Origin of the sequence: Paenibacillus sp. JQZ6Y-1 (assembly GCF_040719145.1) — a bacterium.
Classification (GTDB): Bacteria; Bacillota; Bacilli; order Paenibacillales; family Paenibacillaceae; genus Saccharibacillus; species Saccharibacillus kandeliae.
In genome coordinates this window covers 2,556,703-2,579,281 of the sequence record NZ_JBFDUZ010000001.1, presented here as the reverse complement: position 1 = coordinate 2,579,281, position 22,579 = coordinate 2,556,703, and the positions used below count along the sequence as shown (strand labels likewise).

The window sequence follows — 22,579 nt, the reverse complement described above, 5'->3', positions numbered from 1 at the left end:
ATAATCATAGACGGGGCTTCTTTTGCCGTAATAAGTAAGATTTGTCTCCAAAGCAGTCATATCTGTTGCTTATCTCCTTTTCTGCCAAACGATACAATAACAGCAGAAGTCACATATCATACTCCTGTATCTGCACCAGTCCGCGGCTGGGCAAACAGGAATCAGGGAGGTGCCTGCGATGGAGCGTTCCGCATCCACAGCTTCATCCAAAACAGCCGGCTCGCGTTCGTGGCTGTCGGTCAGGATGAAAGAAACACTGGCTGGTTACTTATTCGCCGCGCCAATGCTGCTCGGTTTGACCGTATTTATTTTGATTCCGATGATCTCGCTCTTTTTCGTTAGTTTGACCAAATGGAATTTTATTCAAGGATTGAGCGGGGTGGAGATGGTCGGACTGGATAACTTCCGCCATCTGTTTCAGGACACGACTTTCTTCGTATCGCTATTGAACAACCTGAAGTTGCTAATTGCTGTTCCGGTCACGCTATTCCTATCGCTGATTGTGGCGATTGTTGTGGATGAGCTGGTGTATTTCAAAAGCTTTTTCAAAGTCATCTATTTCATGCCCTACATATCCAGCGTAGTGGCGGTGGCGATTGTGTTCCAGATTCTATTCCACCCGTCGCAAGGACCAGTTAACCATTTTCTGATGTCCATCGGTATCGACAACCCGCCCAAATGGCTTGCCGATACATCGTACGCATTGCCGTCCATTATGCTGATCAGCGTCTGGACATCCATCGGCTTCAACATGATCGTGTACTTGGCAGGTCTGCAATCCATTCCCAAAGATCTGTACGAAGCCGCCGAGATCGACGGCGCATCCAAGCTGCGCCAATTCCGTTCGATCACCGTACCGATGCTGTCGCCAACTACCTTTTTCTTACTAATCACTGGTGTGATCTATTCCTTCAAAACGTTCGACCTGATCGCCGTGCTCACTCAAGGCGGTCCCGCCAAGTCTACCAATGTCATGGTATACGAAATCTATGACCAAGCATTCATTAATCTCAAAATGGGCTACGCTGCCGCTGAATCCGTCTTTCTATTCGCGGTCATCTTACTCATCACCATCCTACAATTCTGGGGTCAAAAAAAGTGGGTCAACTACTAATACATCTCATTAATACAACAACTGAACTACAACGTATTCACACAACACGAACCACATTTTGCCTAATCCAAAAGATTCTTGTAGCTCCACTATAGTCCGTTTCCCAATTCCTTTCCGCAGCGGACCATGTAAGAAGCACATCCACCTACCCATAATCCAGCTGAAAGGAAGGTGTGTCCCTTGGATAATCCACTCAATTCGATTCCAGCTCCTGCACGCTCTGTACCACCCAAAAGCAAGAGCCGTCCTACCGTCAAATGGTCTTTGACGAAAATAATTGTAACCGTTATCATGCTGATCATAGGCGTCATTTTTCTGCTACCATTCCTCTGGATGTTGTCCGCTTCATTCAAGCCGGAAGCAGATGTGTTCAAATATCCAGTGCAGTGGATTCCGCAAACTTGGAACGCTATTGAGAACTACCGCACCGTATGGTTCGGTGACCCACCGTTTGTATTGTATTACTGGAACTCTATTAAAGTGTCCGTGTTGACCATTCTGATCTCGGTGATTACCTCGGCGATGGCGGCGTATGCCTTTTCCAAAATTCAATTTCGCGGTCGAGATACGCTGTTTATCGTGGTGCTGCTGACGTTTATGATTCCGGGTCAGGCGCTGCTTGTACCGCAATTCATTATGTATCGCAGTCTCGGATTGTTTGATACGCATATCGGATTGGTGCTACTGGAATCATTTAGCGCGCTGGGGACGTTTATGCTGCGGCAGGCGTTTATGTCGATTCATACAGAGTTTATCGAATCTGCCAAGATTGATGGAGCTGGACATGCGCGTATTTTTGCCCAGATTGCGCTGCCGCTCGTACAGCCTTTTATTGCGACCTATGCCATTTTGCGGTTTATCTGGACATGGAATGATTATCAGGCTCCGCTGATCTTTCTTCGTTCGCCGGAGCTATTTACAGTACAGCTAGGCATTAATCGATTCGCGGATGCGACTGGGGAATTTTATTCGCTGATTATGGCAGGTACATGCTCGGCGATTTTACCGCTATTAATCGTATTCTTACTGGCACAAAAGCATGTTATCGGCGGGATCGCGCTGGGCGGGGTCAAAGGCTAATCAGACAGAGTACCCCTACGTATTCATCATTAGGTAAAGAGAAATAATGCAAATAGCACGCGTGAGAATATCCAATATTTCGTAGTCGAAAGGGGATTATGATGACTTATACATCCTATACATTCCGTTCCGCCTTATTGATCTTCCTTTGTTTATCATTGGTACTGGCAGGCTGTGGCAAATCGCAAAGCGCCACTACCGGAGCAGACGGCAAGAAGACGATCACCTTTTACACATGGTATACGAAGGAGCAATTTAACTGGGATACAGTATATGCGGCTTGGCAAAAGGCACATCCCGACATCGACATCCAGTACGTCGGTCTATCCACCAAGGGCGATACTGACGAATATATCAAAAAGCTCGATCTCGCTGCTGGGTCAGGCGATAATTTGGACGTGGTGATGGTCAACAATGCGATGACCTATGCACAGCGCGTGGATATGGGTATGTTTGCACCGCTGGATGATATGATTGACTTTAAGTATGAGGATGAATATTTGGCAGATTTCCCGGTAGATCATGTGCGATATGCGATTCCGGGCAAGCGCTCGATCACCTACGTATTGCTGAACAAAGACCGTCTGGACAAAGCAGGTTTGAAAGTGCCCACGGATTGGACATGGGACGAATTCCGTGATTATGCGAAAAAACTGACTGCCCCAGATCATAGCTACTATGGTGTGTATTTCCACACATGGGCATCCCAGACGCTGCTAGAGCTGCTGAACCAGCCGGAAAACAACAGTTATCTCAAAGCAGATGGTACTTCCAATATGGATGATCCTAATCTGCGCAACTCATTCCAACTGCGTTATGACGTTGAGCATACGGATCATTCGGCAGTTCCTTACAGCGATGCTATTTCTCAAAAGCTGAACTACCGCGATCAATTCCTCAGTGGTGCAGCCAGTATGCTGGTGATGGGAAGCTGGATGAATTCTACCATCTCCGGTACAGCAGAATCGGCACCAGACTTCAAAGTAGCCGTAGCACCATATCCGAAAAACAACGCAACTGACAAAACGATCTATACGAGCAATGATTATGATTATTATGGCATTGGTGCTGGTTCCCAGCAGAAAGAGACCGCTTTCCAATTCATTCGCTGGATGACAACCGAAGGCTTGCAAGCACAAGGCACGGACATTTCTTCTTGGAAAAAGGCAGATGTGAGCAAGGAACTGGAAACGATCGTCAACAATGGTACGCATCCAGAAAACGTCGATCTCGATTCACTCACTGCCACCTTTAAAGTGAGCGAAGGCATCAACAAGCCGCCTGCTGTTCCGTATCTGTCAGAGATCGAATCCGAAGTGAATGCTGAATTTGAAAAGTATATTTTGCAGAAGCAGGACCTGAATACGACGATTGCCAACGGCAAAGCGATTGTGCAGCAAATTATAGATGCCAATCGCAATTGACGAAGGGCGGATATACGTATAACCCGTATAGGCAATAGGGGAAACGGTCACTCGGCTGCGGCGCGTTCAGCATATTGACGCGCCGTTGTTCCGTTTCCCGATTTATAATGTAAGCGATAACAATATAATAAGTATATAGTCAAAAAAACCATCGATGGATGATCCAGAGCATACGGAATCATATTGTTAGAAAGCATACTTGCAGCGTCGAAACAAAGAATGATCCAAACCATCAATTCAAATGGAAAAGAGGCGGACGGGATGAAAAAGTGGCGCGGATGGCGACCGGTATCACTGCGTAGCAAGCTGATTGTAGCAGTCGCCTGCTGTCTGTTGCTGACGATCGGAGCAGGTTCGCTACTATCGAGCTGGTTAACGAAGGATATGATGAAAGAAACCGTTATCCAGAATGCGGGCAATTCGCTTGATGCGGCGAATCTGTATTTGACCGATCAGATCAACCGTCTGATCTATATTTCCAATTATTTATATTTAGATAATGAATTGAATCTGTCGCTGAAATATCGGCAAAGTGGCGTGTATGTCGGGCAAACAGAAGTATCTGATGTGATGCGCAAGCTGGACAATCTGTCGTATGCAGGTGAGCCGGTATACATTTCGGTTTGGACAGGCGATGGCAAGATGATTTATAGCAATTTTCAATCGGATCAATATCGGATTGATGGGCTGAATATGAGCAGTATTGTGCATAGTGAGCAATTTGCACCCGGCGGACGGCTAAATTTCTGGCTGCATCCATCGTATATTAGCCAGCAGGGGACAGATGAGCAGCAGCAGCCGTATATGCTGTCCGTGGCGCGAAGTTTGCGCATTTTATCAGGCAAGCCATATGGCTATGTGGTGATCAGTATGGATGAGCAGCGACTCAAGGAAGTGCTGAGCAAATATAGCTCCACCATTCAGATGATGGTGGTCGGACCAGATAATCGGATTATTTCGCATAATGATGATGGGATGATTGGCAAGGATTTTGATGCTGTAAAAAACGGACGTAGCGATCTGGTAGAGGTGGAGCGTGATATGTCTGTTTCTGGTTGGCGGCTGGCAGGGCTAGTGCCGTATGGAGCAGCCGCGCAGAAGATTAACCGAATCTATCAGGTGACCAATCTGGTACAGGCGGTCGTTGTGTTGTTGTTCTTGGTATTACTGATGCTCGGTATCGCCCGATTGACACAGCCGATTGCCCGACTCGTGCGAGTGGTACGTCAGATCGACAATGAGCATCTGCATTTGCGCTCTGGCATTCGCGGCGACGATGAAGCTGGGCTACTTGGTCAATCACTCGACGATATGCTGGATCGGGTGGAGAATATGATCCGACAGGTGGAGCGCGAGCAGAGCGAACGTAGGCGGGCTGAATTGGATATGCTGCAAGCACAGATTAATCCTCATTTTCTGTTCAATATTTTGGGTGCAATTCGTATGGATCTGCTACTCAAAGGCTCTGAGGAAGCAGCGGAGCTGCTAGGTTCGCTCTCCTCACTGCTGCGTATGACGATCAATCGAGGCAATGAGATGATTCCGGTTCGGGAAGAAATGGAAACCGTCCGTCATTATGTGCGACTCATCGACTTTCAACGCGATACAAGGGTGAGGTTGGAAATGGATATGCAGCCGGAATCGCTGGAAGTTATGCTGCCGCGCTTTATTATTCAGCCGCTAGTCGAGAATGCGTATCAGCACGGATTGTCACGCTATGGCGGCATATTATGGATTCAATCGTGGGTGAGTGAAGCGTTTCTGCATATTGAAGTGCGTGACAGTGGAGAAGGCATGGATGAGCTACGTTTGGAACAAGTGAGGGCAAAGTTGGCTGCACTGGCGGAGCCTGTGGATGCAGATGTATTTGACGATTCGGATTTGTTAGCACGTACTGGTATTTCTGGTATCGGGCTGACCAATGTGGTACGGCGTCTCTATATGATCTATGGCAATCAAGTCCAAATTCAGGTGGATAGTCATCCGGGTGAAGGCACTGGCATTATGCTGGGCATTCCGCTACATCCATATGCAGTGGAAGCCGATTCAGGCGAATCAACGGATGGATACTCCAAATCAACTATACCTCTCGGTACGCTTGCCGAGACAGAATGATGAAATAACAAGGAGGAGAAGCTGTATGTACAGCGTAATAATCGTTGACGATAACCGACCCGTCTTGAATTATTTGTCTCGGTCGGTGCAATGGGAGTCGTTGGGGCTGGAATTGAAGGGATGCTTCAGTGGATCGCGTGAAGCGCTGACGTATGCGGAGCAGCATGGCATTGATATTGTCGTAACAGATATTGGTATGCCGGAGATGAACGGAATTGAGCTGATTACGCAGATCAAGCAGCTGCAACCAGCATTGCAGTCGGTGATCATTTCCTGTCATGGTGAATTTGCCTATGCACAGCAGGCAGTGAAACTGGGGGTAAAAGATTATTTACTCAAGGAGAATCTGACGGCAGATCAATTGGAGCATGTGCTCAAGGAAATTTGCGAACGGCTGGAGCGCGAGCAATCTGATTCCCGTGAACGCCGTCGTTTACAGGAGGAGCATCGTCGTCATCGACTGCTGCTCAAGCGCAAGCTGACGGATGAGTTGCTGTCGGGTGGTGAGGTAGACGAATTGTATGGCATTCGGCGCTTAGCACATTTTGGATTTGAATGGAATGGAAGTGGATTGGTGCCAGTGTATTACCGGATTACCGCCAGTGCGGAGCGTAAGCGCCGTTTTCACGATCTGGAGCTGCTGTCGTTTGCGGTCGAAAATATCGTGGAGGAGATTGCTGAAGGGTCTGGGCGGGCGATTCATTTGAGTCAGCAGGGCGGAGAAGGCTATATCTGGATCTCACTGCCAGTGCGGTCGCATAGCGAGCGGGAGCGTATTTTGCATGATGTGATCTACCGGATGATGCACAGTGTCAAAACATTCGCCAAGGCGGAAATGATTGCTGTCGCTGGAGCCGTCCAGTCGGGCCTGTTGCCTTTAATTCGGCAGTCGATGCTGCTCAAGGAGCAGAGTGATTGTTATTTCTATTTGCATCCGTCGCAGCTGTATCGAGCACCAGTACCAGTGTCTTTTGGACAGGAAAGTCAGTTGTTTGCTCATTATCCGGTCGTAACGGAAACACTTGCCGCGGCTTTGCAGCCCGAAGGTGATATTCATATGTGGATCGCGGAGCGATTACAGCAAATCACAGAGCAATGCTATCACCCAGAGGTGGTCAAATCGTTTATGCTCAAGCTGGCGATTGACTGGCAAATCAAGCGGCAGCAGCGATACGGGCAGCCTTTTGCTATTCCGGTGGAGCAGCTGCATCGGCAAATGTCGGAAGTAGGACATCTTGGAGAACTAGAGGAATGGCTGGATAGTACATTCGGAGCGCTGGCAGAGCGAGCGCGCAACTGGGCGGGACAGCCAGATTGCCGACCGGAGATTTTTCGAGCGCGCAGTTATGTGGAGCAGCATATGTACCGATTAGTCAAGCTGGAAGAGGTGGCAGATCATCTGCATCTGAATCATAGTTATTTTAGCCGTCTGTTCAAGCGTGAGACAGGAGAGACGTTTATCGAATATGTTACACGTGTCAAAATGCAGCGTGCTCAGGAATGGATCTCGTCGGGCGAAGGCACGGTGGAAGAGGTGGCACGGATGCTTGGCTATCAGTACAAGAGCTATTTTCTGAAATTATACAAGCTGTATACCGGTCAATCTCCTGTCAAAAGCAAAGGAGAACAGGGATGAACGCTACGGCGGGAATGCAAAGCTCCCGTGAAGTCTGGATATGGACGATGGAGAAACTACGAGCACAGGCATCGGTTATTCGCGATCATTTCCCACATATCGCGCAGCATGGTCGGTATGATCGCTGTAGCCCTGAATGGTGGACAGCTGGCTTTTGGCCAGGCTTGTTGTGGTTGGTGCAGCGCTATGATGTGAGCGATACGATGCACTATGATGGTGGTGAATCTCTACGATCGCTAGCATATCAGCAAGTGAAGCCGAACGCGCTATTGCGAGATTGGGCATGCAGCTGTGAGCAGCAGCTGGAACGATGTCTGTATCATCCTGAACAGGTGGATCACAATCTGGGCATGATCTGGACACTCAGTGGGGTGGCAAATTATGAGCAGACTGGTGATAGGGAGGCGCGACGTCGTAGTCTGCTGGCTGCCAATTTATTGGCGGGACGATTTAATGTGCGAGGCGGGTATTTGCGGGCGTGGAACTTTGAATCGGCGCGAATGGATACGCGCGGGGTCACGATCATCGAAAGTCTAATGAATCTACCACTGTTATACTGGGCATCGCTGCAAACAGGTGATCCGCGTTATCGTGCGCTGGCAATGGCGCATGCGGATACGATAGCGCGTGAAATGGTACGGGAGGATGGTTCAGTCTGCCATGTGGTAGAGTTTGATCATACTACGGGACAACGACAGCGGGAACATGCAGGTGAGGCGTATCATGTGGGTTCGTCATGGGCGCGCGGAACGGCATGGGCATTGTATGGGTTTACGTTATCCTATGCGTATACTGCCAAGACACGATATTTGGAGCTGGCACAGAGGATTGCAGACTATTTTCTGGAGCAGTTGGATGAACAAGTAGTGCCTTGCTGGGATTGGCGTGCACCCTCAGAACAGCGACATCTTATCGATTCCTCCGCAACTGCGATTGCTGCCAGCAGTCTGCTGGAGCTGTCCAACTATGTGATCAAATCGGAGCGACGTCGATTTCAGCGAGCCGCGTTGATCGGGGTAAAGGGGCTATATGAGCAGTATTCGACTCGGCATACGGACGATGAAGGGCTGATTACAGATGCCTATGTGGCGGATTCAGAGCAGCGGCATCTGCACGTACCGGTCATTTATGGAGATTACTTTTTTACCGAAGCGCTGGTTAAGCTGCGTGGTGGACAAGGGCTGATGACACCGGGCTTGCAGGCACGTCCTTAACTGTTGCTTGACGCTTGCAAGGCATTGTGGAACTATAGAAATAGAGGTGTGGGATCATCTGAACATACGGACGCGAATCATAAACCGGGCCTGTTGCGCCTGGTTTATCTGTGTTTTGCCGTCCATTCCCGCAGCGACAGGGAGGAACCAGCTATGAATGAGCAACATCAGCAATGGATCGAAGACGTGGAGGCGTTATTGCGTCAAGAACGATTAAGCCCGGATGATGAGCAGTCCGTACGTCATTTGCTAGAAACGGTGCAAGCATTGCAAGCAGAGAATCAGCGGCTGCGCAGTGCATTGGTGAAGGCAAATAACAGCAAGAAGCCGAAAATGTCCACTCGTTTGAAGGATGCGTTATACGAGTAAATAATATCGGCTCGTGCAACGATGGGGAAGATGACAATTGGCGAGAACAGAATAGTGGAGACGAGAAAGGATGAGCAGAGATGAGTGAGTTTTTGAATGAGAAGTCGAATCAAGATAAACAGATACCATCAGCAGAGCATCAAGCCCAAGCAGGCTTGCAGTTGGAGCGCATCGTCTTTCTAGGACGTACGTTTGAGGAATACAGCAGCATGTTCAATCTGACCATCCCTGAGCTGAATCATAAAAAGATACTGGATTGTCCAGGCGGCGCTTGTTCATTCAGTGCGCAAGCGGCTAAGCATGGCGCGGATACGACTGCGGCGGATATTGCATATTATTTTGCCGGAGATGATCTGTATCATAAAGGTCGCAGCGATATTGATCATATGCTGATTTCGATGGAGACGGCTCGTGATCGCTACGACTGGTCGTTGATGCGTCATCCGCAGCATTTGGCAGAGGTACGACTGTCTGCTTTAGAACAGATGGTGCAGGATCGCCGTGCATTTCCACAGCGCTACATAGCGGCACAGTTGCCGCAGCTGCCATTTGCGAATCAGGAGTTTGATCTAACGCTGAGTGCGCATTTTCTATTTTTGTATGCCGATCGACTGGATCGGGATTTTCATATTGCTACTCTGCGCGAACTGATGCGTGTAACGGCGAATGAATTACGGATATTTCCGTTAGTTACGCTGGAAGGGCATCCCGTGGAATATCGGCAGGATGTAGTGGAGATTGCTGGTGAAGGGCAGTGGGTATCTCAAGTGCAGCCTACCAACTATCGTTTTCAGCAAGGAGCACATGAATTGTTGATCCTTCGTCGTCGTTAAGGTTAAGGGCTGCTGTTTCAAAGGGATGATAGTTAGATGATCAGGACATGTTTCCAGAGATAAGATAAGCTATAGCAATGAACAAACAAGGATCAACATGGATGAATAGCATAAAATCCACAATCACTACAGAGTTATATTCAGCATCGTACAACACAATTGCATAAGAAAATAGCAGTTGGGATACAAGTTCATATATTCGGACTTGAATTTTGTCGGTGTCTGGATTTACTATAATCAAGGGTTTTCTATATGACATAATGGGATGATTATCCGTACTTTATTTCAAATTCCGAAAAGAGAGTGACTTACCTATGACTATAAATTGTGATGTAGCGATTCTAGGCGGCGGCACCGGAGGATATGTGGCGGCGATCCGTGCAGCCCAACTTGGCAAGGATGTCGTTATTATTGAGCAGGACAAACTGGGCGGAACCTGCCTGCACCGTGGCTGTATTCCAAGTAAAAGTCTGCTGCGCAGCGCCGAAGTGTTCACTTTGATGCAGGACAGTGAGCATTATGGCGTAGCTGCGGACAATGTGACATTGAAATTCGCCAGTGTACAGGCGCGCAAGCAGGGCATCGTCGATCAGCTGCACAAGGGCGTACAATATTTGATGAGCAAAAATAAAATTCGCGTAGTGCAGGGACAGGGACGTGTCATCGGCCCATCGATCTTTTCCCCGCAAAGTGGTGCGGTCGCGGTTGAATTTGAAGATGGCGAGATGGAGACAGTGGTATCCAAAAATCTGATCATTGCCACCGGTTCGCGTCCGCGTGATCTGCCCGGTCTAGAAGCGGATGGACAGCTTATTCTGAACAGTGATCATGCACTCCAATTGGAGCAATTGCCTGAGTCGATCTTGATCGTAGGCGGTGGTGTCATTGGTATGGAGTGGGCGTCGATGCTGAATGACTTTGGCGTGCAGGTGACAGTTGTAGAAGCGGCACCACAGATTTTGCCATTGGAGGACGAGGAAGTAGCGCGCGAGCTGCGTCGTTTACTGGAAAAACGTGGCGTGACCATTTACACTGGAGCAGCGCTACAATTGGATACATATCGTCCTGGTGATGGACAGCTGTCCATTGATATGCTGCACAAGGAGGAAACCGTTACTCTATCAGCCTCACAGATGCTAGTATCGGTCGGTCGCCGTGCCAATGTGGAGACGATTGGTCTTGCCAATACGGATATTCAAGTGGAGAACGGCTTTATCAAAGTGAACGAAAATATGCAGACCAGCGAAGCGCATATTTATGCAATTGGCGATGTGATTGGCGGATTGCAGCTAGCTCATGCCGCCAGTCATGAAGGCATCGCAGCGGTGCATCATCTGTCCGGCGAACATGTGCATTATAATGCTGATCAAGTATCCCGCTGCGTCTACACACGTCCAGAGGTTGCTAGTGTGGGCATTACCGCAGCACAAGCCGAATTACAGGGCAAAACTGTCAAAATCGGCAAATTCCCATTCAAAGCAATCGGTAAAGCACTCGTTCATGGCGAGAGCGACGGCTTTGTAAAAGTGGTTGCCGATGCGCAGACGGACGATCTGCTCGGCGTGCAAATCGTTGGTCCACAAGCAACCGATCTCATCAGTGAAGCAGCATTGGCGCAATTCCTTGATGCTACACCGTGGGAAGTGGGACAAACGGTGCATGCGCATCCGACGCTTGCCGAAATTATGGGCGAGGCGATGCTGGCGGTAGATGGCAAAGCGACTGGCATGTAATTTCAACAAATCGTAAAAGATGGACTGCCCATTCTGCGGAATGGACAAATCCATCTTTTCTTTTGCCAGAAAGTATGCTTATAATAGGGTTGTACCTAAGTCTTAGTACCAGGTTTTAAGACAAGCGCCAATGAACGCGTATCTGCGGTAGGCAATTACGTCATAAACGTTGTCCTGCTTGAAGATAACGAAGCGTCATTTGCGAATGAGTAGACAGAAGTGTACCCTTAACCTATACAGACCAAAGGCAACGTGCATCCCATCGGATGAAGGATATTCCACACAGCCAAGAAGCCGAACATCGGCTTCGCTATTGATGAAGGAGGTACCTGTAATGAACGCAAAAGGTACTATTGACCAGCAAACCCGACATGAACAGCTCGGGCTAAGCAACGAACAGGCGATTGAACTGTATCGATATATGATGATGGCGCGTAAGTTTGACGAACGTTGTCTGCTGCTGCAACGCGCTGGTAAAATTAATTTCCACGTATCCGGTGTTGGACAGGAAGCGACTCAGGTCGGTGCGGCATTTGCATTGGATCGCGAGCAAGATTATTTCCTGCCATACTACCGTGATTACGGATTTGTACTGTCTGTTGGTATGACTGCCCGTGAATTGATGCTGTCGGCATTCGCCAAAGCGGAAGACCCAAACAGCGGCGGACGCCAGATGCCAGGTCACTTCGGCAGCAAGCGTCTGCGCATTGTAACAGGCTCTAGCCCGGTAACGACGCAGGTGCCACACGCTGTCGGTGTAGCCCTTGCCGCTAAGATGAAGAAGCAGAAGCTTGTATCCTTCGTAACGTTTGGTGAAGGCTCAAGCAACCAAGGCGACTTCCACGAAGGCTGTAACTTTGCCGGTGTACATAAGTTGCCGGTTATCATTATGTGTGAAAATAACCAGTACGCGATCTCTGTACCGCTGCACAAGCAATTGAGTGGCAAGGTCAGCGACCGCGCACTCGGTTACGGCTTCCCTGGTATTCGTGTCGATGGTAATGACGTACTAGAAGTCTACGCTGCGGTCAAAGAAGCACGCGAACGTGCCATGAACGGCGAAGGTCCGACACTGATCGAATCGATGGTATACCGTCTGTCCCCGCACTCCACCTCCGATAACGATCTGGCTTACCGGACCAAGGAAGAAGTGGACGCGAACTGGAAAAAAGACGGCGTGCCGCGCTACAAGCAGTATTTGCTGGATTGCGGTATTTGGACCGAAGAGCAAGATCAAGAGCTGCAAAAGGAATGCACGCAGATCATGAAGGAAGCGACCGAATACGCGGACAACGCCCCTTATCCGCGCGCGGAAGACACACTGCTGCACGTATTTGCAGGTGACGGGGAGGATGCACAGTAATGGCAATGATGGAATATATTGATGCGATTCGTCTGGCGATGAAGGAAGAGATGGCGCTGGACGAGAATGTATTCGTACTCGGTGAGGATGTCGGCGTCAAAGGCGGCGTATTCACCACAACCAAAGGGCTGCAAGAACTCTACGGCGAAGATCGCGTCATGGATACGCCGCTGTCCGAATCGGCGATTGCCGGTGTGGCGATCGGTGCAGCAATGTACGGTATGAAGCCGATTGCCGAGATGCAATATTCGGACTTTATGCTGCCAGCGACGAACCAGATTATTAGTGAAGCGGCGAAGATTCGCTACCGCTCTAACAACGACTGGAGCTGTCCGCTGGTTGTACGCGCGCCGATCGGCGGCGGTATTTTCGGCGGTCTGTATCACTCGCAATGTATGGAGTCCGTGTTTTTTGGAACCGCTGGTTTAAAAATCGTCGCTCCATTTTCTGCGTACGATGCGAAGGGGCTGCTCAAAGCAGCTATTCGCGACCCAGACCCAGTGCTCTTTTTTGAAAATAAAAAATGTTATAAGCTGATTAAAGGCGATGTACCAGAGGATGATTATGTTGTGCCGATCGGCAAAGCCAATGTGCTGCGCGAAGGCGACGATATTACCGTAATCAGCTACAGTCTGCCGCTGCATTTCATCATGCAAGCAGCAGACGAATTGGAGCAAGAAGGCATCACCAGTCATGTACTGGATCTGCGTACGATTCAACCGATCGACCGTCAGGGTATCATTGATGCGGCTCGCCGTACGGGGAAAGTGCTGATCGTGCATGAGGACAATCTAACAGGCGGCGTAGGTGGCGAAGTGGCTGCGATTATCGCGGAAGAATGCTTGTTTGAGCTGGATGCGCCGATTCGCCGTCTGGCAGGACCAGATGCACCGGCAATGCCGATCAACCCACCGCAGGAAAAAGCGTATATGCTGAACAAGGATAAAGTAAAAGCTGCTATGCGCGATCTGGCTCTTTTCTAACATATATTGTATTTGCATCATCTCATGGCAGCGGAGGGTCGAACCGCCTGTCCGCGCCATCTTGTGTAGTTCGCAACAACAACCAAAATAAATTGCCGGTTCATCTACAGGGTGACCGGCAATTTTCAGGAGTGAAAATAATGCCTCAACAAGGAAAACCGACTGATATTGCGATGCCGCAACTGGCGGAATCGCTCGTATCCGCAACCATCGCCAAATGGCTCAAACAGCCCGGCGATCCGGTCGACCAGTATGAACCGATTTGTGAAGTGATTACCGATAAAGTAAACGCCGAGATTCCATCTATTATGGAAGGCACCATGGGCGAGCTGCTGGCAGCGGAAGGTCAAGAAGTTGCTGTTGGCGAGATTATTTGCCGTATTCATGGAGAGGGCGAAGCGCCAGCCGCTCCACCACAGGCAACCCAACCGACTGTACCGGCAGCGCCAGCAGCGCAACCATCGACTTCCGCTGTTGCATCGTCTGCACCAGCACCACAGCGTACGGCTGCACCAGCAGCATCGGGAGCTATGGCTGGACGTTATTCTCCAGCAGTACAAACGCTGGCTGCTCAGCACGGGCTGGATTTGTCGTTGATTCAAGGCACAGGCGCAGGCGGACGTGTTACTCGCCGCGATGTGCTCAAGGCTGTCGAAAATGGCAGTGCCGTAGCAGGAACTGCACCGTCTGCTGCACCACAACAGGCAGCACCTTCTGCACAATCTGCATCCTTTGCAGCATCAACACCGTCGACAACTGATTATGCCGTTCGTAATTCCGGTATTCATTTGAGCGAAACGCCAGCCATTCCGAAGATCGAATTGGAGCAAAGTGATTCTGCACCGGGACGCGGCGAGCATATGATCGACGTGACTCCGCTGCGTAATGCGATTGCCCGCAATATGCGTCAAAGCGTATCGGAAATCCCGCATGCGTGGACGATGATTGAGGTCGATGTGACCAATCTGGTTATGCTGCGCAACAAGCTCAAGGATGAATTCAAGCGTAGCGAAGGCATTACCCTGACCTATCTGCCGTTTCTGATTAAAGCAGTCGTGAACGCGATCAAGGATTATCCGATCGTCAACTCCGTCTGGGCGGTTGATAAGATTATCGTGAAACGCGATATTAACGTGTCGCTGGCTGTCGGTACGGAGGATTCGGTGATGACGCCAGTGATCCAGCGCGCCGATCAGAAAAATATCGCCGGGCTCGCACACGAGATTGATGATCTGGCTCGTCGTACCCGCGATGGCAAGCTAAAGCTGGACGATATGCAGGGCGGTACATTTACCGTCAACAATACCGGCTCCTTCGGTTCGGTACTGTCATATCCGATCATCAACTATCCGCAAGCAGCGATTCTGACCTTTGAATCGATTGTGAAACGTCCAGTTGTAATCAACGATATGATCGGTGTCCGTTCGATGGTGAATCTGTGTATGTCGCTGGATCACCGGATTCTGGATGGCGTCATTAGCGGTCGTTTCCTGCAACGGGTAAAAGACAATCTCGAAGGCTACAATATGGATACCAAGCTGTACTGATACACGCTCAAAGTTGTATTGCATGAGCGAATGCGGTACATTAAATAAAGTGAATACGTAGCGGAATACGCATATGCAGAAGGTTGACAGCCATACGGTTTTGTCGACCTTTTGCTTATGTTTTCTTCATATTCCGTAATTGAGGGTAACGATGGGGAGGGAGTGTTTCAGCATGAGCAGGTCCATTCACGTGTCTTATACTCCTTTGATGGAATATGCGTCAGCATGGGACAGACAAAAGGAATTGGTACAGCAGATTGATCAAGGAGAGCTAGACGAACAGCTGTTGTTGCTTCAGCATCCGCCAACCTATACGATCGGTTCACAGCGCCATCCTGAGCATCTGCTGTGGAGCGAGGAAGAGCTGAAGGAACGCGGCATCGCCGTTTTTCAAATTGATCGTGGCGGGGACATTACATATCACGGTCCGGGGCAATTGGTTGGGTATCCGATTCTGCTGCTTGATATTGCCAAAGGCATGGACCCGCATACCTATCTGCGTACGTTGGAGCAGGTCATTATCGACTATCTGGCAGATCAGGGGATCGAAGCGGGACGCAAGGAAGAATACACCGGTGTCTGGATCGGTGATCTGAAAATTGCTGCCATTGGTATTAAGTTTAACAAGTGCCGTAATCGTAAGGGCTTTATTACGAGTCATGGATTTGCATTTAATGTAACGTCGGGTATTCAACATGAAGGCTTCAGTGGAATCATTCCGTGTGGAATTGAGCAATACGGGGTAACATCATTAGAGGATATGACCGGCCGCGCATATGATATCCGTCAGGTTGCCGAGGATATGGTACCGCATTTTGTGCGCCATTTTGGCTATGAGCAGCCGGTATGGGACAGCCTTTATAAAAACGGCTGAACAAGGGAGAAAATAACTGATCCGACTAGCGCGAGCAGCATGACATAAACGAATACTTTAAACCATTTTTTCTGTTGCATAACGAGACTCCTTTGCCGAGTGGTAAATGATCTTACAGGTCTAACCCTGTACGCCCCCAAAAGGCGTATCCCTGTTATCATACCCATTCCGCTGTCCATTTGCAAAGAGGTTTATCATCCTTATGTCAGCTCTGATATAAGGCGTTAACGGCGCGTGGATACTATCTCTTAGGATGCGTCTGGTCGGATGTACTATCGAAATTGTATGTAGATTAAAGGAGCGAATTGTTGTGGTATCCCAAAGCAGATTGATTGAAGAATTTATGGAACTGGTACAGATTGATAGCGAAACGAAGCACGAGCGTGTGATCGCTGACGTGCTGACAGAGAAGCTGATCGCCCTTGGCTTTACTGTAGTGGAGGACGAATCGGCGGCAAAAACAGGGCATGGCGCAGGCAATCTGATTGCAACGCTGGCACCGAATACGGAGCAGCCTTTCCCAAAAATCTTCTTCACCACTCATATGGACACTGTAACACCGGGGATTGGGATTCAACCAGTTATCGACGAACAGGGCTGGATCAGCAGCGCAGGTGACACCATTCTCGGCGCAGATGACAAAGCCGGTGTAGCGGCACTGTTCGAGATGGTACGTGTATTACGCGAGCAAAATATCCCGCATGGTCAAATTCAGCTGATTATCACCGCAGGCGAAGAATCCGGTCTGATGGGTGCGCGTGCGATGGACGCATCGCTGCTGGATGCTGAATTTGGTTATGCACTCGATTCCAATGGCGCAGTAGGAACCATTGCTGTAGCCGCACCGACGCAAGCACGTGTTGTCATGGAAATCTACGGAAAATCTGCCCATGCAGGTGTGAATCCCGAAGATGGCATCAGTGCCATTCAAGTAGCAGGTAAAGCAATCTCGCGCATGAAGCTGGGACGCATCGACCACGAGACCACTGCGAATATCGGCAAATTCGAGGGCGGCGGCGCAACGAATGTCGTATGCGATTATGCTCGTCTAGAAGCTGAGGCGCGCAGTCTGGTGCACGAAAAGGTTGTTGCCCAACTGGAAGCGATGAAAGAGTCGCTGGAACAGACATGTGCCGATTTTGGTGCTAAAGCTCATTTCCAGAGCGTGATTGTCTACCCGGGCTACAAATTTACAGCCGATGACGAAGTGGTGGCACTTGCTCAGCGCGCGTCCGCCAATCTTGGTCTGCCGAATGATATTTTCCATACTGGCGGTGGTAGTGACGCTAATATTTTCAATGGCATGGGCGTACCAACCGCTAATCTGGCAGTAGGTTATCAAGATATTCACACGACAAGCGAGCGTATTCACCGCGATGAGCTGATTAATGCTGCACGTCTGGTAATTGAGATTGTACGCGAAACTGCGAAAGTGAAGGCATAACAAGTACCACTCATCGGCAAGATGTTGAGACATGTTGCTGCATATACTAAACCTGTTCAGGAGGCTCATCATGAAAAATTCCAAGCATACACCGAATCCCGCATTGGACGAAATTACACTGTCCACCGAAAAGATTTTTGACGGCAAAGTGATCAAGCTGCAAGTTGATACCGTACAGCTGCCTAACGGCGAAACAAGCAAACGTGAGATTATTCGTCATAACGGGGCGGTTGCGGTACTGGCAATTCATGACGATAAAATGATCGTTGTTGAGCAATTCCGTCAGCCGCTCGGGCGGACACAGGTTGAGATTCCCGCAGGCAAGCTAGAGCCGGGCGAAGATCCGAAGGATGCGATTGCACGTGAATTAAAAGAAGAAACTGGCTATGAGGCGAAAGAGCTGAAGCTGTTGTTTTCCTTTTATACATCGCCGGGCTTTGCGGATGAACTGATTCATCTGTATCTGGCGGATGAGCTGATCGAGGGTGAAGCCAAGCTGGATGAGGACGAATTTCTGGAAATGAGTAAAATCACGCTGGAAGAAGCATACGAGCAAATTGCCAACAATCAGATCAGCGATGCGAAGACGATTATGGCAGTGCAGGCATGGCAGCTAATCAAGCTCGGCGGCAAGCCGGGACAGTGATGGATCACAGGATGAACAAGCAAACCACACAGCCAGACTCAACCCGCGATACGTCTACAGGTTTGCAGCGCATCTATACAGATCTGCACATTCATATTGGGCGCAGCGAGGACGGACAGCCGGTCAAGATCAGCGGCAGTCGCAATCTGACCTTTGCCAATATTGCTCGTGAAGCTTCTCTGCGTAAAGGTATCAACTTGATCGGCATTATCGACTGCCACTCACCCGGCGTTCGTCAGGATATTCGTAATCTGATTGCAAGTGGCGAGATGAGTGAGATTCCGGGGGGCGGTATTCGGTATCGCGATACGACCATTTTGCTCGGCTCCGAGATTGAGATTCGTGAGCCGGGTTATCATGAAGCGCATGTACTGGTGTATTTTCGCAATCTAGATATGATGGATGATTTCGCTCATTGGATGGGCAAGTATATGAAGAATCTCCAGCTGAGTTCTCAGCGTCTGCGTACGAGTTATCGTGAACTGCAACAGCAGGTGAAACAACGCGGTGGGCTATTTATGCCCGCGCATATGTTTACCCCGCACAAAGGTATTTATGGTAGTGTCACCGATCGGATGGAGCATGTGCTGAACTTGGATCAGATCGACGGCGGCGAGCTGGGACTCAGCGCCGATACCGAAATGGCAGGTTATATTAGCGAATTGGACGCTTATCCATTGCTAACCAACTCCGACGCCCATTCGCTCGGTAAAATTGGTCGTGAATATAATGTTATGCAAATGCAGGAACCTAGCTTCGACGAGCTGAAACAAGTACTGCGTGGTACCAACGGACGACATATCGAAGCCAATTACGGGCTTGATCCACGTCTCGGCAAATACCATCGAACCTACTGCATGAACTGCGAGCATATCATTCACGAGCCAGAGGCGGCGCTCGAGCGCTGTCCTTACTGCGGCAGCACCAAATTAACCATCGGCGTTCTGGATCGCGTCCTGAACATCGCTGACCGCCCTGAGCCTAAGCCCCCAGCAAGCCGACCACCGTATCGTTACCAAGTACCATTAGCATTCATTCCGGGTCTTGGTCCTGCCAAAATGAACCGCCTACTAGATGCGTTTGGCACCGAAATGGATATTTTACACAACACATCAACCACCGACCTCGCTACTATCGTCGGTACTGACATTGCAGACTACATCCATCAAGCCAGAACCGGTACATTAACACTAAGCGCCGGAGGCGGCGGAACCTATGGCAAGGTCGTCAAAGGGTAGAGAATCATTCGCTTATATGGCAAAAGAAAAAATCATAAAGCCGCATCCATCGAGCCAATCCGCTCAAAGGCTGCGGCTTTTTATTTTACATAGCCAATCCCTTGCCGCAGCGCTGTCACACTACCCACATTAGTGCAAACGCCAGCAAAGTTGCCCTACGCCAACACCCCCAGCTTAACTTGCTAAAACGTTTGACTTTAACTTCATAATCCCCCTATAATAATTGAAGTGAGCATTTAAGCGATGCAGTGATTTCCACAGGGGGAGGGCAAAAATGGAAGCACGGATCGATAAAATCAAACATCAATTACAATCCAAAGGTTACAAACTAACACCCCAGCGGGAAGCTACCGTGCGAGTGCTCCTTGAGAACGAGGAAGATCATCTGAGTGCAGAGGACGTATTCATGCTCGTGAAGCAAAAGGCTCCCGAAATCGGTCTGGCAACTGTTTACCGTACCCTTGAGCTATTGAGTGAACTGCATGTCGTAGAGAAAATCAACTTTGGCGACGGCGTGGCGCGTTACGATCTGCGTACCGACACGAGCAAGCATCACCATCATCACCTGATCTGCGTGCAATGCGGAAGCATGGACGAGATTCGTGAGGATTGGCTGGGACCATTGGAAGAACGGCTGGACAAGGAATTCGACTTTGCGGTTCTGGATCACCGACTGGACTTTTATGGGATCTGTTACCGATGCAAGGATAAGGAAAACGGGGACAATCAATCCGGCAACGAACAGTAATTCAGACTGCGCTGCCATCATTATTCAGACAACCTGCTCGGCAGGCTAATAACACAATTGAATAGATGAAATGGATACCAGAGACTCTCGCCCGATAGTTTGGCTGTTCGGGAGAGAGTCTTTTTGCCGTAATGGATACCGGTATACGCCTCATGCTGCTCATTTGCTAGAGCGCTTGCAAAAGAAGCTTACAGCTTGGGCAGCCCAGCGGTATCCTAGCAAGCTTTCGGTCCATATCTCGATCCATGTACATAACACCATCCATTTCACGGACATATAGAGGAGGCTGACTTGAGATGAACGAATATTTAGAGAAGTTTATCCGTTATCTGACGGAGGAAAAAGGTCTGTCCCGCAACACGCTGGAATCGTATCAGCGCGATTTGAGTCAGTTTATCGATTTTGCTCATCAGCGTTACATTATGATGCCAGATCAGATTCGCAAAACACATATCGCCCTGTTCCTCGGTGAAATGCGTCAGATCGGCAGAGCGTCATCCACTATTACACGGATGACGGTTTCGTTGCGTTCCTTTTGCCAGTACTTGGTGCGTGAAAATGTTATTCAGCAGGACCCGTCGGTACATATGGAAGCTCCCAAAGCAGAGAAGCGTTTACCACAGGTAATGAGCGTCGAGGAAGTGGAGCGTCTATTGGATGCGCCGGATCATCGCACGGCACAAGGACGTCGCGACCGTGCTATGCTGGAATTGCTGTATGCAACCGGTATTCGCGTATCTGAATTGATTTCGGTCAATGTTGAGGATGTGCGTCTGGATTTGAAATTTCTACGATGTTCCAGTAGTTCAGGTAAGGAGCGTGTGATTCCGATCACTGGCGTTACCGTTAAACGGATCGGTGAATATGTGCAGGATGGTCGTCAGCAGTTAGTGCGAAACCGTGACGAAGAATTGGCGCTGTTCGTGAATCAGCTCGGTACTCGTCTGACTCGTCAGGGCTTCTGGAAAATTATCAAAAAGCATGCTCGCGAAGCGGGCATTGAGACGGACATCACGCCGCATACGCTGCGTCATTCCTTTGCTGCGCATCTGTTGGAAAATGGTGCGGATCTGCGTTCTGTACAGGAAATGCTCGGTCATGCTGACATTTCAACGACTCAGATTTATACGCGTGTATCCAAAAAGAACATGAAGGACGTGTACGAGGCGCATCATCCACGCGCGAATGCGACCTAATCGTGTTGCATATCATATAGAACAGGGCATAGCGCCCCATTTATCGAAGGAGGAATTGTCATGACAGTTATTACACAGGCAACGATTCAAGAAGCAGCAGCCTATATCCGCAGCAAAAGCAGTATCACCCCAGAGATCGGTCTGATCCTCGGTTCCGGTCTGGGCGTTCTCGCCGATCTGATCGAAGACGGCGTATCTATTTCCTACAGCGATATTCCACATTTTCCGGTATCGACGGTAGAAGGTCACGATGGTGAGCTGCTGCTTGGTAACGTACAAGGTCGTCCGGTTGTGATGATGAAAGGTCGCTTCCATATGTACGAAGGATACGGTCCAGAAGTGACTGCGTTCCCCGTACGTGTGATGAAGGAACTCGGAGTATCCAGTCTGCTCGTAACGAATGCTGCTGGCGGCGTGAATACGTCGTATGAGCCGGGCGATTTGATGGTACTGAGCGATCACCTAAACCTGACCGGACGCAACCCGCTGATCGGACCAAACGATCCAGCATTGGGCGTACGCTTCCCTGATCTGTCCGAAGCATACAGTCGTCGTCTGCGCACTGTGTTCAAGGATACTGCCGCTTCGCAAGGTCTGAAGGTGCAGGAAGGCGTTTACGCGGGTCTGCTCGGTCCAACGTACGAAACACCATCGGAGATTCGTATGCTGCGTACACTGGGCGCAGATGCAGTCGGCATGTCTACCGTATCCGAAACGATTGTGGCACGTCATGCTGGATTGGAAGTACTCGGTATTTCCTGTATTACCAATATGGCAGCAGGCATTCTGGATCAGCCGTTATCGCATGACGAAGTAATGGAAACAGCAGATCGCGTGCGTGATCAGTTCCTGAAGCTGGTGCTGGCGATCATTCCACAAATGTAAAATGTTCCTGAATACAATAGTATAAAATAAGACTATCATTCCTCTCTTTTATCATAGAGGAACGATAGTCTTTTGTTTTTATCGGCTTTTCTACGTGAAGACTTGGTGTAAGGCAATGCTATGTCGATAGTAGCGCG

20 protein-coding genes are annotated in these 22,579 nt (G+C 49.4%); 19 read left to right on the top strand and 1 reads right to left on the bottom strand.

The annotated features are described in order from the left end of the window. The first annotated feature begins 178 nt into the window (after positions 1-178). From ABXR35_RS11015 to lipB, 13 genes are all read left to right on the top strand, one after another. Positions 179-1,114, top strand: coding sequence for a carbohydrate ABC transporter permease (locus ABXR35_RS11015; protein WP_367059520.1), 936 nt, complete (start codon positions 179-181; stop codon positions 1,112-1,114). Between the two features lie 291 nt (positions 1,115-1,405). Then, the gene (locus ABXR35_RS11010; RefSeq protein WP_367061356.1) at positions 1,406-2,194 is read left to right on the top strand and encodes a carbohydrate ABC transporter permease; all 789 of its coding nucleotides are present in this window, start codon (positions 1,406-1,408) and stop codon (positions 2,192-2,194) included. A 98-nt stretch (positions 2,195-2,292) separates the two neighbouring features. Further along, positions 2,293-3,618 carry an ABC transporter substrate-binding protein gene (locus ABXR35_RS11005; RefSeq protein WP_367059517.1) on the top strand — a complete coding sequence of 442 codons (1,326 nt, stop codon included), beginning with the start codon at positions 2,293-2,295 and terminating at the stop codon, positions 3,616-3,618. 261 nt (positions 3,619-3,879) lie between these two features. After that, positions 3,880-5,733, top strand: coding sequence for a sensor histidine kinase (locus ABXR35_RS11000; RefSeq protein ID WP_367059514.1), 1,854 nt, complete (start codon positions 3,880-3,882; stop codon positions 5,731-5,733). 25 nt (positions 5,734-5,758) lie between these two features. Beyond that, positions 5,759-7,369 carry a response regulator gene (locus ABXR35_RS10995; RefSeq protein WP_367059511.1) on the top strand — a complete coding sequence of 537 codons (1,611 nt, stop codon included), beginning with the start codon at positions 5,759-5,761 and terminating at the stop codon, positions 7,367-7,369. Continuing rightward, positions 7,366-8,583, top strand: a complete 1,218-nt coding sequence (locus ABXR35_RS10990) for a glycoside hydrolase family 88 protein (protein ID WP_367059508.1) — start codon at positions 7,366-7,368, stop codon at positions 8,581-8,583. The genes ABXR35_RS10995 and ABXR35_RS10990 overlap by 4 nt, the downstream gene beginning before the upstream one ends. Before the next feature lie 153 nt (positions 8,584-8,736). Further along, positions 8,737-8,952, top strand: coding sequence for a hypothetical protein (locus ABXR35_RS10985; protein ID WP_367059505.1), 216 nt, complete (start codon positions 8,737-8,739; stop codon positions 8,950-8,952). 80 nt (positions 8,953-9,032) lie between these two features. After that, positions 9,033-9,785 (top strand): SAM-dependent methyltransferase, encoded by a 753-nt coding sequence (locus tag ABXR35_RS10980; RefSeq protein ID WP_367059502.1) that lies wholly within the window; start codon positions 9,033-9,035, stop codon positions 9,783-9,785. Positions 9,786-10,099: 314 nt separating this feature from the next. Then, the gene (gene lpdA, locus ABXR35_RS10975; RefSeq protein WP_367059499.1) at positions 10,100-11,518 is read left to right on the top strand and encodes a dihydrolipoyl dehydrogenase; all 1,419 of its coding nucleotides are present in this window, start codon (positions 10,100-10,102) and stop codon (positions 11,516-11,518) included. A 334-nt stretch (positions 11,519-11,852) separates the two neighbouring features. Beyond that, on the top strand, positions 11,853-12,881 hold the full coding sequence (locus ABXR35_RS10970; RefSeq protein WP_367059496.1) for a thiamine pyrophosphate-dependent dehydrogenase E1 component subunit alpha: 1,029 nt from the start codon (positions 11,853-11,855) through the stop codon (positions 12,879-12,881). Continuing rightward, positions 12,881-13,864: an alpha-ketoacid dehydrogenase subunit beta gene (locus tag ABXR35_RS10965; protein WP_367059493.1), complete on the top strand. Its 984-nt coding sequence runs from the start codon at positions 12,881-12,883 to the stop codon at positions 13,862-13,864. The genes ABXR35_RS10970 and ABXR35_RS10965 overlap by 1 nt, the downstream gene beginning before the upstream one ends. A 140-nt stretch (positions 13,865-14,004) precedes the next feature. Next, a complete protein-coding gene (locus ABXR35_RS10960; protein WP_367059490.1) occupies positions 14,005-15,411 on the top strand; it encodes a dihydrolipoamide acetyltransferase family protein in 1,407 nt (468 codons plus the stop codon). A 172-nt stretch (positions 15,412-15,583) separates the two neighbouring features. After that, positions 15,584-16,285, top strand: coding sequence for a lipoyl(octanoyl) transferase LipB (lipB, locus tag ABXR35_RS10955; protein WP_367059487.1), 702 nt, complete (start codon positions 15,584-15,586; stop codon positions 16,283-16,285). Here the strand turns inward: lipB and prli42 are convergent. Then, complete coding sequence (prli42, locus tag ABXR35_RS10950) at positions 16,270-16,365, bottom strand: stressosome-associated protein Prli42 (RefSeq protein ID WP_367059484.1); 96 nt, start codon at positions 16,363-16,365, stop codon at positions 16,270-16,272. The two genes, lipB and prli42, sit on opposite strands and share 16 nt — an antisense overlap. A 230-nt stretch (positions 16,366-16,595) precedes the next feature. Between prli42 and ABXR35_RS10945 the strand changes: the two genes are divergently transcribed. The 6 genes from ABXR35_RS10945 (at position 16,596) to ABXR35_RS10920 (ending at position 22,442) form a co-directional block, all read left to right on the top strand. After that, positions 16,596-17,729: a M20/M25/M40 family metallo-hydrolase gene (locus ABXR35_RS10945; protein WP_367059481.1), complete on the top strand. Its 1,134-nt coding sequence runs from the start codon at positions 16,596-16,598 to the stop codon at positions 17,727-17,729. A gap of 70 nt (positions 17,730-17,799) precedes the next feature. Next, the gene (locus ABXR35_RS10940) at positions 17,800-18,375 is read left to right on the top strand and encodes an NUDIX domain-containing protein (protein WP_367059478.1); all 576 of its coding nucleotides are present in this window, start codon (positions 17,800-17,802) and stop codon (positions 18,373-18,375) included. Between the two features lie 11 nt (positions 18,376-18,386). Then, positions 18,387-19,613: an endonuclease Q family protein gene (locus ABXR35_RS10935; protein ID WP_367059475.1), complete on the top strand. Its 1,227-nt coding sequence runs from the start codon at positions 18,387-18,389 to the stop codon at positions 19,611-19,613. 274 nt (positions 19,614-19,887) lie between these two features. Further along, positions 19,888-20,361 carry a ferric iron uptake transcriptional regulator gene (fur, locus tag ABXR35_RS10930; RefSeq protein ID WP_367059472.1) on the top strand — a complete coding sequence of 158 codons (474 nt, stop codon included), beginning with the start codon at positions 19,888-19,890 and terminating at the stop codon, positions 20,359-20,361. 296 nt (positions 20,362-20,657) lie between these two features. Next, positions 20,658-21,557 carry a site-specific tyrosine recombinase XerD gene (xerD, locus tag ABXR35_RS10925; RefSeq protein WP_367059469.1) on the top strand — a complete coding sequence of 300 codons (900 nt, stop codon included), beginning with the start codon at positions 20,658-20,660 and terminating at the stop codon, positions 21,555-21,557. 60 nt (positions 21,558-21,617) lie between these two features. Continuing rightward, the gene (locus tag ABXR35_RS10920) at positions 21,618-22,442 is read left to right on the top strand and encodes a purine-nucleoside phosphorylase (protein ID WP_367059466.1); all 825 of its coding nucleotides are present in this window, start codon (positions 21,618-21,620) and stop codon (positions 22,440-22,442) included. Positions 22,443-22,579 lie beyond the last annotated feature (137 nt).